The 13,803-nt window shown below is 36.3% G+C and carries 11 protein-coding genes; 3 read left to right on the plus strand and 8 right to left on the minus strand.

The window, feature by feature from the left end; translation table 11 throughout:
• Positions 1-3 precede the first annotated feature (3 nt).
• From L2737_RS12875 to L2737_RS12905, 7 genes are read right to left on the minus strand one after another with little or no spacing between them, the layout of a single operon-like run.
• The gene (locus tag L2737_RS12875) at positions 4-1,209 is read right to left on the minus strand and encodes a glycosyltransferase family 4 protein (RefSeq protein ID WP_248955967.1); all 1,206 of its coding nucleotides are present in this window, start codon (positions 1,207-1,209) and stop codon (positions 4-6) included.
• A complete protein-coding gene (locus L2737_RS12880) occupies positions 1,206-2,171 on the minus strand; it encodes a hypothetical protein (protein WP_248955968.1) in 966 nt (321 codons plus the stop codon). The genes L2737_RS12875 and L2737_RS12880 overlap by 4 nt, the downstream gene beginning before the upstream one ends.
• Complete coding sequence (locus L2737_RS12885; RefSeq protein ID WP_248955969.1) at positions 2,155-3,393, minus strand: O-antigen ligase family protein; 1,239 nt, start codon at positions 3,391-3,393, stop codon at positions 2,155-2,157. The genes L2737_RS12880 and L2737_RS12885 overlap by 17 nt, the downstream gene beginning before the upstream one ends.
• A complete protein-coding gene (locus L2737_RS12890; RefSeq protein ID WP_102527064.1) occupies positions 3,386-4,228 on the minus strand; it encodes a glycosyltransferase in 843 nt (280 codons plus the stop codon). The genes L2737_RS12885 and L2737_RS12890 overlap by 8 nt, the downstream gene beginning before the upstream one ends.
• A 26-nt stretch (positions 4,229-4,254) precedes the next feature.
• A complete protein-coding gene (locus L2737_RS12895; protein ID WP_248955970.1) occupies positions 4,255-5,331 on the minus strand; it encodes a polysaccharide pyruvyl transferase family protein in 1,077 nt (358 codons plus the stop codon).
• Positions 5,324-6,655, minus strand: coding sequence for a flippase (locus tag L2737_RS12900; protein ID WP_324295174.1), 1,332 nt, complete (start codon positions 6,653-6,655; stop codon positions 5,324-5,326). The genes L2737_RS12895 and L2737_RS12900 overlap by 8 nt, the downstream gene beginning before the upstream one ends.
• 60 nt (positions 6,656-6,715) lie before the next feature.
• Positions 6,716-8,098: a UDP-glucose dehydrogenase family protein gene (locus tag L2737_RS12905; RefSeq protein ID WP_248955971.1), complete on the minus strand. Its 1,383-nt coding sequence runs from the start codon at positions 8,096-8,098 to the stop codon at positions 6,716-6,718.
• Positions 8,099-8,855: 757 nt separating this feature from the next.
• Here L2737_RS12905 and L2737_RS12910 point away from each other — a divergent pair.
• The 3 genes from L2737_RS12910 to L2737_RS12920 are packed head-to-tail and all read left to right on the plus strand — an operon-like array spanning position 8,856 to position 12,065.
• Positions 8,856-9,533 carry a transglutaminase-like cysteine peptidase gene (locus tag L2737_RS12910; protein WP_248955972.1) on the plus strand — a complete coding sequence of 226 codons (678 nt, stop codon included), beginning with the start codon at positions 8,856-8,858 and terminating at the stop codon, positions 9,531-9,533.
• 13 nt (positions 9,534-9,546) lie between these two features.
• Positions 9,547-11,622: a bifunctional diguanylate cyclase/phosphodiesterase gene (locus tag L2737_RS12915; RefSeq protein WP_248955973.1), complete on the plus strand. Its 2,076-nt coding sequence runs from the start codon at positions 9,547-9,549 to the stop codon at positions 11,620-11,622.
• Between the two features lie 2 nt (positions 11,623-11,624).
• The gene (locus L2737_RS12920; protein ID WP_102527069.1) at positions 11,625-12,065 is read left to right on the plus strand and encodes a hypothetical protein; all 441 of its coding nucleotides are present in this window, start codon (positions 11,625-11,627) and stop codon (positions 12,063-12,065) included.
• A 98-nt stretch (positions 12,066-12,163) separates the two neighbouring features.
• Here the strand turns inward: L2737_RS12920 and megL are convergent, their stop codons facing one another.
• Positions 12,164-13,345: a methionine gamma-lyase gene (gene megL, locus L2737_RS12925; RefSeq protein WP_248955974.1), complete on the minus strand. Its 1,182-nt coding sequence runs from the start codon at positions 13,343-13,345 to the stop codon at positions 12,164-12,166.
• Between the last annotated feature and the right edge of the window lie 458 nt (positions 13,346-13,803).

The raw sequence follows: 13,803 nt of genomic DNA on the forward strand, positions 1-13,803 counted from the left end.
CTTCTATCCTTGTCTAATGTGACAAGCTAATTTTGCCGCTTCGACATTAATATTATGCCTTGTCGCAACACTTGAATAAGCATTGTGAATGAGTATAGACAAAGCAGCCTCATCTAGCTCAATGAAGTCTTTCATTGCTTTTGTCGTGGCACTTACATCGCCAGCAGGAAATAGAATAGCATTTTCATTTGTAGTCAAAAGCTCAGGTATGCCCGCTATATAAGTCGTTAATACGGGGGTACCAATTGCCATAGCTTCCATAATCGCAACGGGCAAACCTTCAGCAAAACTAGGTAGAATCATTGCATCTGAATCAGTTAATAAACGCTTAACTTCGCCCGAACTTATCCATCCAGTTATGTCGACATGTTCATGTAAACCAAATTGACTAATGTATGACTCAACTTGAGGGCGCATATCACCGTCACCGGCTAAAATCAGTTTTACATTCGGATCAACCGCCACTAAATCCTTAAATGCTTCTAGTAACAGCAATTGTCCCTTCTGTTCACATAAGCGACCGATGCACAAAAATTGTCTCGTGCTTGAAATACTAGGATCTGTTACCTGGCCCTGTAAAAACGTTTCATCCAGACCACAATGAACAATTTTAATTTTTGACCAATCTTCATAATCTGCCCAGCGAAACAGCTGCGAACGACAATAAGATGTAATTGCTGATACAAACTTTGAATTGGCAATTTTCTCATTTAAATGAAGACTAAGTGGTTTATCAAATTCTTCAGGTCCGTGAACAGTAAAGCTATAAGGTGTATTGATAAGCAAATTGGCTAACATCACAACTTCTGTAGAATTAGTGCCAAAATGAGCATGCACATGACGACTATCAAACTGCTCCATAAAGCTGGCCAACTTGCAAGCTTCAAGAAGATAAACCAAATGATAAGGTAAACTCCGTTCTGACATTTTTGATAGCTTAACGGCACTTACTATTGCACGAATGATAGAGGCAGGCTGTTTCACTAATCGCTTAACAAAAAATGGAACAAGCGATTTCACCCCATCTTTGAGTAAATATTGCGTCTTAGAACGTTCTATCTTATCTGTTTCATCAGCGATATCAGCATCCCAGCCACGAAGAGCAATGCGTTGAATCTCAAAACCTTGTTGCTCTAGCGCTATGATTTCACGTCTTATAAAAGTGTGACTGACTTGAGGGTACTGATTAATAAAATAAGTAATTTTCACTTAGAATGACCTTTTGAAAACGATTTTTTTGAAAACTGAATAAATTTAGATCTTCTTTTCCAGCACTCAGACATGATAATCCCTGTCAATAACGCAAATAGCACCACGGCAAATGCTGGTAAATTGGGGATCAATTTATCAATTAAAGACTTAGCTTGAAAATGAACTAAATAGATAAATAAGGATGACATGGCGATAATATTAATAGGCCAATGCAATACCTTTGGAATTGAAATTCTGTCGACCCAAACCGTTGCAATAGCTCCCAACATTAAAAATAATACTTTGCTATTAAAATCAAACAAAACAAACTCTAGGGCTATCAAGCATAATATAGCTGAAGTAATTACTTTCTTTTTAGTCTCAGTACTAAAAGCAACTAAAGCACCTGCAAAAAATATATACATCATTAAGTGAGGAAATCTATCTAAGTAAAAGCTTGTGTCCCATATCATTCGGCACACAATGGAAAGTATGTAAAACATAACAAATCCGAACAAAAGTGATTGGTAAGGCTTTTTACTAATCCAAAAATAGAAATAATTTAAAATCATAACTAAGCCAAACAAAACATATATTTGAACCAAAACCTCAATAAACCAAAATGTTAAACCATCAGCATAGTTAGGGCCAATAAAATTAGATACAAGAAAAACGCCACCAAGGTAAAACCGGCCTAAAAATGCGTAGATAAAAAATGTATAGAGTAAAACAGGAACAATTATCTTGATGATGAACCCAAAGTATATTTTTACAAAGGAAACAATATCAAAGTAAGCCTTACCAGCATTTGCCCGTTTAACTTTAGGGTAATTAAATCTAACGAAATTATATCCTGACAGAAAAATTAAATAGAAAGAACCACCAGCTAAATGAATAAACCCCAAATGACCAGAAACAATTGCAAAAATTGAAAATGCTCTTAAAACAATCGTCAAATCTATTTTAGACATTAACTGCATGTAAACTCCTATGGAGTGAACTCGCTTCCAATCTTGAAAGATAATAAAAAGAACCCATAACTAGCCAAAAGTACCAATTGTAAGATAAGTAAAAAAACATGTTATCCGAATAGCAAACGAGCATATAAGATAAAATAACACCCAACAGGATAGCCGTACCGGGCTTATCAAACTTATAGTAAGACAACATCTCTTTGATGATAGACAAGAAAATGGTTAAGAAACCTATAACACCTACAAAACCCATATCGAAAGCTATTTGAACATATGCATTATGGGCATCAAATTTGCTGGAGCCCTCTAATGGAAAAAATTCGAGGAAATAGTAAGAAAAAGTATCATAACCATGGCCGAAAAACGGCTTAGCAATAATATAGTCCCATGAAGCAATCCATACAATTTGACGCCAAGCATAAGAGTTTAAAACCTCTCCATAAGCTAAGTCATCAGCAGTGACACCGCTAAAAATATCTACTACTCGTTCTTGTATCGAAGGGATGAACATAGCAACTGCACCAAGTACAAACAGGTACAGTAAATATCGCCTTTCAGAAAGGAGACCATAAAAGATAAAAACAAATAAAAGCGCTGCCCAAGCACTTCTTGTTTTTGTTATTAACAAACAGATAATACCGAAGAATAAAATGAGTTTCGCATGCTTTATAAATGACGCTTCAAACATAATAACTTTAGACTTCATCGCATAAAAGCACATTGAAATAACTAAAACTAAATAAAATGCAAAGATATTAGGATGCGAAAATGATGCAAACAATCTAAAACCATCTTTTGTATAACTTGCTGCAGGCAGCGCGAACTCTTTAAATACAAAACAAAATGGAATTACAGCTGAATAAACCACTAACTTTATTATACTTGCGAAGTCCTCTCTACTTTTTATAAAGTAAAATGATAAAGAGAAAATTGAATAATAAGTTAATACCGCAAAAAAAGATCTAGCCGAACCAAGTTTATCAGGAGATATAACCAAAGAGATCAACCCAGTAACAATAAAGAGTGACCATACCTTGAAAAAACTGCGTGGCAATTCAAACTTTTTAATAAAACATACAATTACAAAAAAACAAACGACAAGTAAATTAAGAACGGCCCCCATTCCAATACCTGCAACTTTAGTTAACTCAAGAACAGGATCTAAAGAAGAACGTAAGAAAACGATATAAAATAGCAATGGAGAAAAAATATAAAATGAATTAACCATTCAACATTTTCCATTTTAATACTTGTGCGATTTTTCTAAACTTAAAACCTAATAGCAGAACAAAGATCTCATTAATATTAATGTCTATCTGCTTATAACGATAAAGAGCATCTGTCACACTGACCTTTTCCGAGAAGCTCATTGGATGTAATTTCTCTTGCAGCAGGGAGAAAGCACCTCTAATACGCGCACTTTTCTTTTCAGAAATTCTCACTTCACCATGGATTTGATCGATAATATAAGAAAACTTCTGAATATTTATCAGTTCCCCATATTTTTCAGTTAGTCTAATCCATGTATCCCAGTCTTGTAATGCTGGCATTTTTTCATCAAACCCAGCAATCGCTTTAAGATATTCTGTCTTGGTAAAAACTTGATTACCTACAGCATTACTGTGTCTTAACTGATCATATGAAACGAAACTAGTTTCATTGTATTTATGCTTGCCATCACTTCTTAACTCAATAACACTATCAAATAGGCCAGCAATATTTTTATTGTCTACCTTTTCTTTATTCCAGTAGTCTAAGAAAGCTTCAATTCGCCAGTTTTCAAAGTAGTCATCATCATCGAGACCGGTGATGAACTCACCTTTCGCTAATTCAATGGCTCGGTTCCTACCGTAACAAGCACCTTTTGATTCACCCGCGTTTATTATCGCCGTTAGTTTTCCCTCGGCTTGCATGTTGCGGAGATAATCATGAGAACCATCGGTTGAACCATCATCTGCGACAATAATCTCAACATGAGCATAGGTCTGAGAAATGACGGATTCTACAGCTCTTTTTAGTAGCTCAAGACGATCTTTGGTGGTGATATAGACACTGACTAACATCAATACTCTTCCGTAAACAATGACAATTAATCAGTTTTAAAAACTGATTCTGATAAGATTTTAGTAATTTTTTGCTTCTTATCTTTAAAAATACTCTCGACACAGAGTCCACTAAAGATACTTTCAACTAACTGTAAGTGTTCATTAATGTCAGTTGGATTTGCGATATCATATATCACATCACCCAACCCAATATCTTCAAACACACCTGTCACTTTCGTATGTCGACTCCTATCGATATACGGAATGACCATCGCACCTCTAGATAAAGCGAAAATTAACACATGTAGCCTATTTGAAATGACGAATTTAACATTCTCATATGCACTGAATATTTTGTCTGCGTCATGGTCAAAAAAAGTAATACTCGCTGTGTCTAGCTCTATTTCATTAGCAAGCAAAGACATGTAATCATCATCGAGGTTAACTTGAACTATCGGTGTTAGCTGATAAGACTGCTTGATGGTGTTTAATGCATCACAAATTGCTAGTGTGTTTTCAGCATTATTAGCATTTGATGACACAACTCCTGAACGAAAAGAAAACCCAACGCCACACTTTTCTGTCTTGTCACCTGATGAATAATCTAAACATAGACCAAAATCTGGAAAGTACTCAAAGTTATTAATCCCGACACTCTTTAAATATTGGTGACTATATTTTTCACGCACACCGGTATAAAAATAGGCTCTACTCTTTTGCACCTCAAGTGCTAATGCAGAGTCACCATAGGGCCCTAATGAGACACCGAGACGAACATAACGGATCCCCAATAAGCTAAATAAGCGCATTTTAATGAACCTAAACCAACCACTTCTATCCGCAGTTTCATAAAAAACATGCCCAGGAACATCTAAAAAGTAAGTTTGTTTACGACTGAATATTGATTTAATCACTCTTTTATAAAAAGGTTTTTTTTCAGTTAAAACCTGTTCAATCTTGATATCTTTAATCAAGGCTTCAACGAACCATGTTGGCACACCTTTGGCTTCTATCACTACAGAAGAATTTACCGGCAATGCTTTCAATAATTCTTGGTTGATCACTAAATCACCCAAGTTCTCATATTGAGTAATCGGTCTAAAAAAAACAGTGCTATCCATGAATCCCTCTGTGAAAATTCCATCTAAATGGGTTAAGTAAATTTGATGCTATTCTAAAAAATGGTCGAGTTTTTCTCATCAGTAATACGCCAATGTATCCAGAACAAACTTGAGCAGCAAAACTTGCCCATGCAGCGCCTGTAATTCCATACTTAGGTATTAATATAAGGTTCAATAAAATATTGATACTCATTCCAATAACGACATAAACAATGGTGTACTTCTGAAGTTTTTTCATCGTGACCCAACGAGAGCGAATCATCCCTAGAACAGTAAAAATTGCACCCCAAATCAAAATATTAAGTACAGAGCTCGATGCTTGATATTGCTCACCAAATAATAATGGGATAAACCAAAATGAAGTCAAAGTAACAAATATTGCAATCGATATAGCCAATATTATGGGTATTTGGAAATAACGATTAAATGCTGTCGCAATATCAGTTTCTTTCATCGCATTAACCACTCTTGGAAAAAAGCTCACTATAATTGCTGTGGGTAAAACAATTGCTGCATCATAGAGTTTCACTGCTACTGAGTAGTGTCCCACAGCCTCTTTACCAATCATTTGCATTAGCATGAGTTGATCTATTCTGGAATAAACCATCACAGCTAACATTGAAAATATTAAAGGCCAAGACTCCAAAAAAACACGTTTTGCAAAGCTATAATCAAAGGTGTATTTAGCGGCCATTTGTGGTTTGAAGCGAAGAAACACGATTAATAATGCAATTGCGATATAAATTGAATCAAGTAATAAAGCAAAAGCAAACCAACTCAAAGGAGCATTAATTAAAATAAACGTCACTTTAGTTAAAGCAGAGAAAGTAAAAGCAAATGAATTTGCGATTGCTGAGAACTTAATTTTCTCAACAGATTGAAAGAATAAATTCACTACAATAGAACTATTGAACATCATAGAAACTGAAATAATTGCAACTAATACAGCCATGTCAGGGCTAGGGGCAATTATCCAAGCTGTCACAGTTGAAAGGCAGGCAGACAAAGCGCCACCACTCAATTTCATTATGATAGCCGAAGGTATGATTCGGTGAACATTATCTCTATCTTGGGTTAACTCTCTTACGATAACATTATCGATCCCCAAAGCTGCTATTGCAGAAAACATCATCACTAAGCTTTGGCTATAACTCAGCACCCCATAATCCTCAGGGCCAAGATAACGCGCAACATAAATAGCGACGCCTAAACCAAGAAACAACTGCAACACTTTCTCGATAAGCAACCAACCAGTATTGGCAAAATTATATTTCGATTTCTTATGTTGGTTCGACATACTTGTAGCGCTCTTCAAACTTATCATCCATGGTAAAATTCTTAGTTAATTCTACGGTCAACATTTATTTATGCAGTTTATATTCTTCTAATTCATCTGCTTTGGTGTACGGCCAATACTGTAATACTTAATGCCTTTTTGTTGCATACGCTGCACATTAAATAAGTTTCGACCATCGACAATGACAGCTTCATTTAAAAGTGACTTCATGTTATCGAAATCGGGTGCTTTGAAGCTTTGCCACTCAGTGCATATCACCAATAAATCAGCGCCATTCAATGCAGCTTCTTTTGTCCCCATAAGGCCTAAATCGTTGCGATTACCATATATCCGCTGCGCTTCTTCCATTGATTCTGGGTCAAACGCTTGAACCTTAGCCCCCGCTTGCCATAAAGAATCCATAAGCACTCGGCTGGGAGCTTCACGCATATCATCAGTATTAGGCTTAAATGCTAAACCCCATACCGCCACAGTTTTACCTGATAAGCTTTTATTTTCTATAACAGCTTGATGATTCAATTCAGGAAAATAATGCTGACAAATATATTCAAAAAGTTTATTTTTTTGCGAATAATTGACTGCTTCTACAGCTTTAAGTATTTGAGATTCATACCCTATCGCATCTGAAGTTTTCACTAATGCTTGTACGTCTTTAGGAAAACATGAACCACCATAACCACAACCAGGATAAATAAATTGAAATCCAATTCTTGAGTCAGATCCAATACCTTGTCTTACTTGCTCGATATCAGCGCCAACTTTTTCAGCAATATTAGCCATCTCATTCATGAAACTAATTTTAGTCGCTAACATACAATTTGCGGCATATTTGGTTAATTCAGCGCTTTTGACATCCATCACAATTATTTTTTCGTGATTTCTATTAAAAGGTTCATAAAGTTCACGCATTAAATCTTCGGCATATTCAGAATCGGTTCCGATAACAATGCGATCGGGCCGTTTACAATCTGATACAGCTGAGCCTTCTTTTAAAAACTCTGGATTAGATACTACTGAGAATTTAGGTTGAGACTCACTGCTCAAAAAACGTTCGTTAAGGACATTTGTTATCATCGCTTGTACTTTATCAGCCGTCCCAACTGGAACCGTTGATTTATCAATCACAATTTTACTAGAATTCATATGGGTAGCGATTGTTTCTGCTACTTTCAAAACATACTTAAGGTCAGCAGATCCGTCTTCATCAGGAGGAGTACCAACCGCAATAAACTGCAACTCTCCAAAGTTAACACCAAACTCAGCGTTCGTTGAAAACGTTAAACGCCCTTCGGCATAGTTCTTTTCTACTATAGAGCTCAAGCCAGGTTCATAGATTGGGATGATGCCCTTTTGCAAGTTATCAATTTTATTCTGGTCAACATCAATACAGCATACGTCGTGACCCGCATCCGCTAAAATTGCACCCTGCACTAATCCAACATAACCAATACCAAAAACAGTGACTTTCATCTAAAACCTCTTACATTTATTCCATTAATAGCAAGAAAAGACACGCTACCGCCCCTGAATTTCAGCTTCCAGATTGCTGTACATCTCTTCCATAATTCCTAATTTCTATATATCAATAATCTCAATAAACTTGAGCTAAACTAAACTTAATCGCCTCACCGCACCACAACAAGGCAACAAGTGCGCAACAAAGCCAGAACAGACACCAACTTTAGCTTGGTTTAGGTTAAATTTTAATGACAATGTCTATTAAATATTTCAACCTTACGTCAAAAACCAAGCGCAACCAACTGTTTCTACTTGTAAAAAATCATTGTGAAATTTTATTACATGCCAAAATAAACAGTGAACCACATCAAGACAAGCAACAATCAAACCAAGTTTAAATTATTATAAACCTAATAGGTGTCAATATTATGACACTCAAAATTAACACTTACAACCATTGATATAAAAGGTTTTTTACTAAACAAGGTGCAAGCGTCAAAATATAGTCACTTATTATATGTGCTTCATACACTTACATGTTAAAGTGATAGACACTTGATGACTGAGGAAAAAAAGAACAAGGTTGTTACACTTTTATTACGGAAACCATTTTTTTGAAATTGAATTACAGTTAGAGTAAAAATGACTTCCTATGAAGCGGCTGGTAAAGTAAACGTGATATCAACTCAAAGTCTACGCCCTAAGTTAGTTCGTTTTTTAATCATAACTGCGATCATTAATGATACCTAATCAATATCTAGCATTATTTATGAGTGTTTATATTGTTTCTAATAAGCGGAGCATGATAAGCCGACTTCCAATAGCATTATTGCTGTTTAGTTTTTGCTGCTTTTCTTTTATTTCAGAAAAAACATTTAATATAGAATTTTATGAACAGCTCAAGAATCGTTACACCACTGAAAGACTGGATATTTTTTATAAATGGGAAGCGTTAATTAAGGCAGAACAACAATCAGAGATACTGTCAAAATTAAATCTTGTAAATCAGTTTTCTAATCGAAACATTAGTTTCAAATCAGATATCAAGCATTGGAAAAAACAAGATTATTGGGCAACGCCTATAGAGTCTTTAGGTACAGGAGCGGGTGATTGTGAAGATTTCGCGATTTTTAAATACATGACTTTATTAGCATTGGGTATAGATGAATCAAAGTTAAGGTTAATGTATGTCCGTGCACTCACGATTAATGAACCTCACATGGTTCTTATTTATTCAGATACCCCCAGTTCAATGCCACTGATATTAGACAACTTGAACACTAGAATTCTCCCAGCAAATAAACGTCGTGACTTGAAGCCAATTTATTCGTTTAACGGTCAAGGGTTATGGTTAGCGAAAGCTCAAGGGTTAGGCAATAAAGTAAAAAGCGGATCAGGTTCCAAAGATTGGACCGCACTGATGGAAAGAATTGAGCAAGGCCAATAATAGGAGCAAAGTAGTGAGCATTAAGAAAGGGTTATCTTTAAAAACACAGCTTTATTTATTAATTGCTTGTTTAACTATTTTTACCTTTAGTGCATCTCTTTATAACAATATAACGAGCATGCAGACCTACCTCGAAGACCAACTTTCCTCACATGCACAAGACGCTGCACATAGTTTAGGCCTCTCTATTTCGCCTTATATGGATGAAGAGGAGTTAGTTATCGCAAAAACGATGACAAACGCACTATTTGATTCAGGTTATTATCAATCGATTGCATTTTATGATCTTAATGACAAAATAATTTTTTCAAGAACTAACCCACACGGCACGCAACATATACCCAACTGGTTTATCAAGCTATTTTTATTATCACCGCCAGTAATGACAAGCGAAGTCTCTAATGGCTGGGTTATAGCCGGAAAAATCAAGGTTCAATCTCACTCAGGTTCGGCCTACAACACCTTATGGGATCATAGTAAAAATATTTTATGGATAACCTGTATGCAATTATGTATCGCATTAATTGCAGGTTTCTTCATATTAAAAGCGGTTTTATATCCTTTAAAAGGAATTGAAAGACAAGCAAATGCTGTTGCAACAAAACAATTCGAAATTAATTCTGAAATTCCTTACACCACGGAATTAAGAGCTGTAGTCAATGCGCTTAATAAAATGGTCGAAAACATTCGCCAAACTTTTCATGAACAAACACAATTGGCAGAATCGTTATCAAAACAAGTCTACTTAGATAGTCAGACTGATTTACCCAATCGTAGAGCATTGTTAAAAAGGTTTGACTCTTACATTGTCGAAGCGAATGAAACCGGTTCGGCTTTATACATGAACCTCATTTCAATGACATCATTGAAGCAAATCAATGATTCTGAAGGTTACAGCGCTGGAGACAATTATATTACAGAAGCGGTAAACCTATTTAAAAAACAAATAACGCCTTTCAATCAAATTACGATGTTCAGGGTGTCAGGCTCAGAATTTATTATTTTATCGCTAATGTCATCCTATGAAGCAGAACAACTAAACAGTTCATTAAATGAGTCAATCAGCCTTGCAAGTAATACACAATATCCTCAAGGGTTCGCTAAACATGTGGCTACGAAAGTAGACTTATCAGAGTCATTTAGTTGTGCTATTCAACGATGTGATACCGAGATTGCCACCCAGCAATATTATTTAAATACTCAAAACAATCAAATTACAGCATCTGATAGTCAAGGGCACTCAAGAATCAAATGGTTAGAAATTTTAAAGCAATTTATCGCTTATTCATCATCTAACAATATTCAACGAAATCTTGAGAATATGCACGAACTGGACAGTATTTTCGAACTGATGCTGCAACCGATTATTAATAACCAAAAAGATCTGATGTATGTTGAATCGTTTCTGCGATTTAAACTAGAAGATGAAGTTTTCTCCACTCCTGAAGTTTTCGCCATGGCAGAGCGATTACACTTATCTAGCGAATTAGAGCAGGCTGTTGTGAGCTTTATTTTTCATAAATTATTAAAAGTTAAACAGGCTAAAATTGCCATTAACATTGGTAATAGCGCTATTCACGATGAATCATTCACCAATTGGTTATTTCAAATATACCAACAACATAAAGCACAGCTTCCTCAGTTAATTTTTGAAATTAATGAATCAGCAGCAATGGCATCTGTTGAGTCTACCAAGCAGTTTATCAGTCGAGCTAAACAAATGGGCATTGAAATAACCCTTGAACGATTTGGTGCCAACTTAAGCTCTTTTTCTTATATCAAAAACATGGATATTGACTATATCAAACTGGATGGCGGTTATATTAGAGATCTGGAAGAAGCTGACTCTCGCTTTTTTGTCCAAACCGTAACACAAATATGTCACGGTATTGGAATAAAAATAATTGCTCCCCACGTTGAAAATATAACCATTTCAACTCACTGTTTACAAATGAATATTGATGGCTTGCAAGGGAATGGGCTGTACCCTGTGAGTCATTATAATACTATCGTCTCTTCCAAAGAGGGCGAAATAGATACTATACTTTTACTTAATAGATTTAATACTTCGACACAAATTAAGGAATAATGATGCGTAACTTAAAGCTAAGTTTATTACTTTTATCAGCAATGGTTTCCAGTAATGGAATAGCTGCAGTAACCGAAACCGAATTCGTAGCCGGTGTCACTCAAGCAAATGAACAAGGAGTATCACTTGCGGAGTATGCATTAGCACAATTTAACGCAACCCCTGAAGATGCTGGTGAAATTCTTGCTTTAGCGATACAGGCAACCGATGGCAATGAAGAAATGATAATTCAGGTTCTTGCCTCTGCGGCGGCTTCAGGTATGGATCCAGATGAAATACTGGCAATTGCGCTTGCGAATGGTGTCGACCCTTCTATCGTTGCAAAAGCGGTAGAAGAAACATTAACTGCCGGTGGTGGTTCATTTGGTTCAGCTCCAGCACCTGGTGCCATTGGTTCTGGTGGTGGTTCTGGCGGCGGTGCGGAAACCGTTTCGACCAACTAATTAACCTGAGCCTAATTTAATATAAGCCGTGTTCAACCTAGGCCGCAGTTAACTTAAGCCAAATACATATAAGCCCGCTAATAGCGGGCTTATTCATTTCAATTACCTTTAATAAATGCTTGCTCGATATCAGCGATCAAATCTTCCACATTTTCTAGCCCCACAGAAATGCGTAATAGGTTATCAGTGATCCCAGCTTCTTCTTTGGCTTCAGGAGAGTATGCACTATGAGTCATTGATGCAGGGTGTTGCACTAATGATTCTGCATCCCCTAAGCTGACAGCTATTGTGAATAGAGATAAAGCGTTAACAAAATTAATCGCTGTCTTCATGTCACCGTTTAACTCGAATGCGACCACCCCGCCTGCACGTTTCATTTGTTTGCCAAGATACACATGTCCTTGATGAGATTTAAGCCCTGGATAAAATACTTGGCTAATTTGAGGATGATTCTCGAGAAAGTTAGCGATTATTTCAGCGCTATCACAATGTCGTGTCAATCTTACATCAAGGGTTTTTAAGCCCCTTAAAATGAGCCATGCATCGTGGGGAGACATAACACCACCAAAATCTTTCAAAATGTCGTGCTTTAGCCCATCAATATGTTCTTTGCTACCACAAACAATGCCAGCAATAACATCCCCATGACCATTTAAATATTTGGTTGCGCTATGTACCACCATATCAATCCCCATGGATAATGGCTGCTGTAAAAGTGGTGTCATGAAAGTATTATCTACAATACTAACCAGTCCATTACGCTTAGCAATATCTGCGATAGCGCGTAAATCATAAACCTCTAAATGTGGGTTTACTGGTGTTTCACAAAACACCAGTTTTGTGTTTGGCTGCACTGCTGCTTCCACTGCCAATGTATCCGTAAAATCCACAAAGCTGACATCGATGCCAAATCGGGTTAATTGAGTGTTTAATAATGCAAAGGTGCAGCCATATACAACATTTGATGCAACAAGATGATCGCCAGCTTTAAGATGTGTCATTAATGCAGCAGAGACAGCTGCCATACCTGATGCGCATGCGGCGGCGCTTTCTGCGCCTTCAAGTAAAGCCATTTTGCGTTCTAACTCATCGGTTGTCGGATTACCGAGTCGAGTATAAATATATCCAGGTTCTTCACCTGCAAAACGTGCTCCACCTTGCTGTGCATTGTCAAATACGAAAGTGGCGCTTTGATACAGAGGTGTCACTAACGCGCCAAACTGTTCTTTTTTATGCCCACCATGAATTGCTAACGTGGCTAAATCCCATTTTTTTTGCATCTTGCTCTCCCTGCTTATTTAAACTCTCGAGTTGAACTCAAGTACTTAAGTACAAAGCTTAAGATACAGGTACGATTAATTTAGCCAACACTAATCAAATTTCGAAAGTCCGCAACGTTGTAAATTTATAATTACATCTCAATGTAGCAAACAAAATAATTAAGGCATGAAACTTAAACTTAGAAAGCTAGCCAACAGTGTTCCATAAAGAACAAACAACATTAATGACACAAGCAATACAAACAGCTCATCAACGATACAAACAACTAAATAAATGATTAAAACAGGATACTTAGCACAGTTTAGTCAAAACAATGACAAACGAGTTGCTAGCGACAAAAAAATGGCTAAAATTATTTTTCAAATGTATTAATTAGGATGCTGCATGATTTATTTGAAAGCTTGCCCTCAATGCAAAAAAGATACAGAGCTAAGAAAACTACATAGATCGTTAATAG

It is taken from the genome of Shewanella electrodiphila (genome assembly GCF_023283985.1).
Lineage (GTDB): Bacteria > Pseudomonadota > Gammaproteobacteria > Enterobacterales > Shewanellaceae > Shewanella > Shewanella electrodiphila.

Excerpts from the sequence above, each read along its gene's own strand:
- L2737_RS12880 (WP_248955968.1), bottom strand. The coding sequence starts at position 2,171 with ATGCAGTTAATGTCTAAAATAGATTTGACGATTGTTTTAAGAGCATTT.
- L2737_RS12885 (WP_248955969.1), bottom strand. The coding sequence starts at position 3,393 with ATGGTTAATTCATTTTATATTTTTTCTCCATTGCTATTTTATATCGTT.
- L2737_RS12890 (WP_102527064.1), bottom strand. The coding sequence starts at position 4,228 with ATGTTAGTCAGTGTCTATATCACCACCAAAGATCGTCTTGAGCTACTA.
- L2737_RS12895 (WP_248955970.1), bottom strand. The coding sequence starts at position 5,331 with ATGGATAGCACTGTTTTTTTTAGACCGATTACTCAATATGAGAACTTG.
- L2737_RS12900 (WP_324295174.1), bottom strand. The coding sequence starts at position 6,655 with ATGATAAGTTTGAAGAGCGCTACAAGTATGTCGAACCAACATAAGAAA.
- L2737_RS12905 (WP_248955971.1), bottom strand. The coding sequence starts at position 8,098 with ATGAAAGTCACTGTTTTTGGTATTGGTTATGTTGGATTAGTGCAGGGT.
- L2737_RS12910 (WP_248955972.1), top strand. The coding sequence starts at position 8,856 with ATGAGTGTTTATATTGTTTCTAATAAGCGGAGCATGATAAGCCGACTT.
- L2737_RS12920 (WP_102527069.1), top strand. The coding sequence starts at position 11,625 with ATGCGTAACTTAAAGCTAAGTTTATTACTTTTATCAGCAATGGTTTCC.
- megL (WP_248955974.1), bottom strand. The coding sequence starts at position 13,345 with ATGCAAAAAAAATGGGATTTAGCCACGTTAGCAATTCATGGTGGGCAT.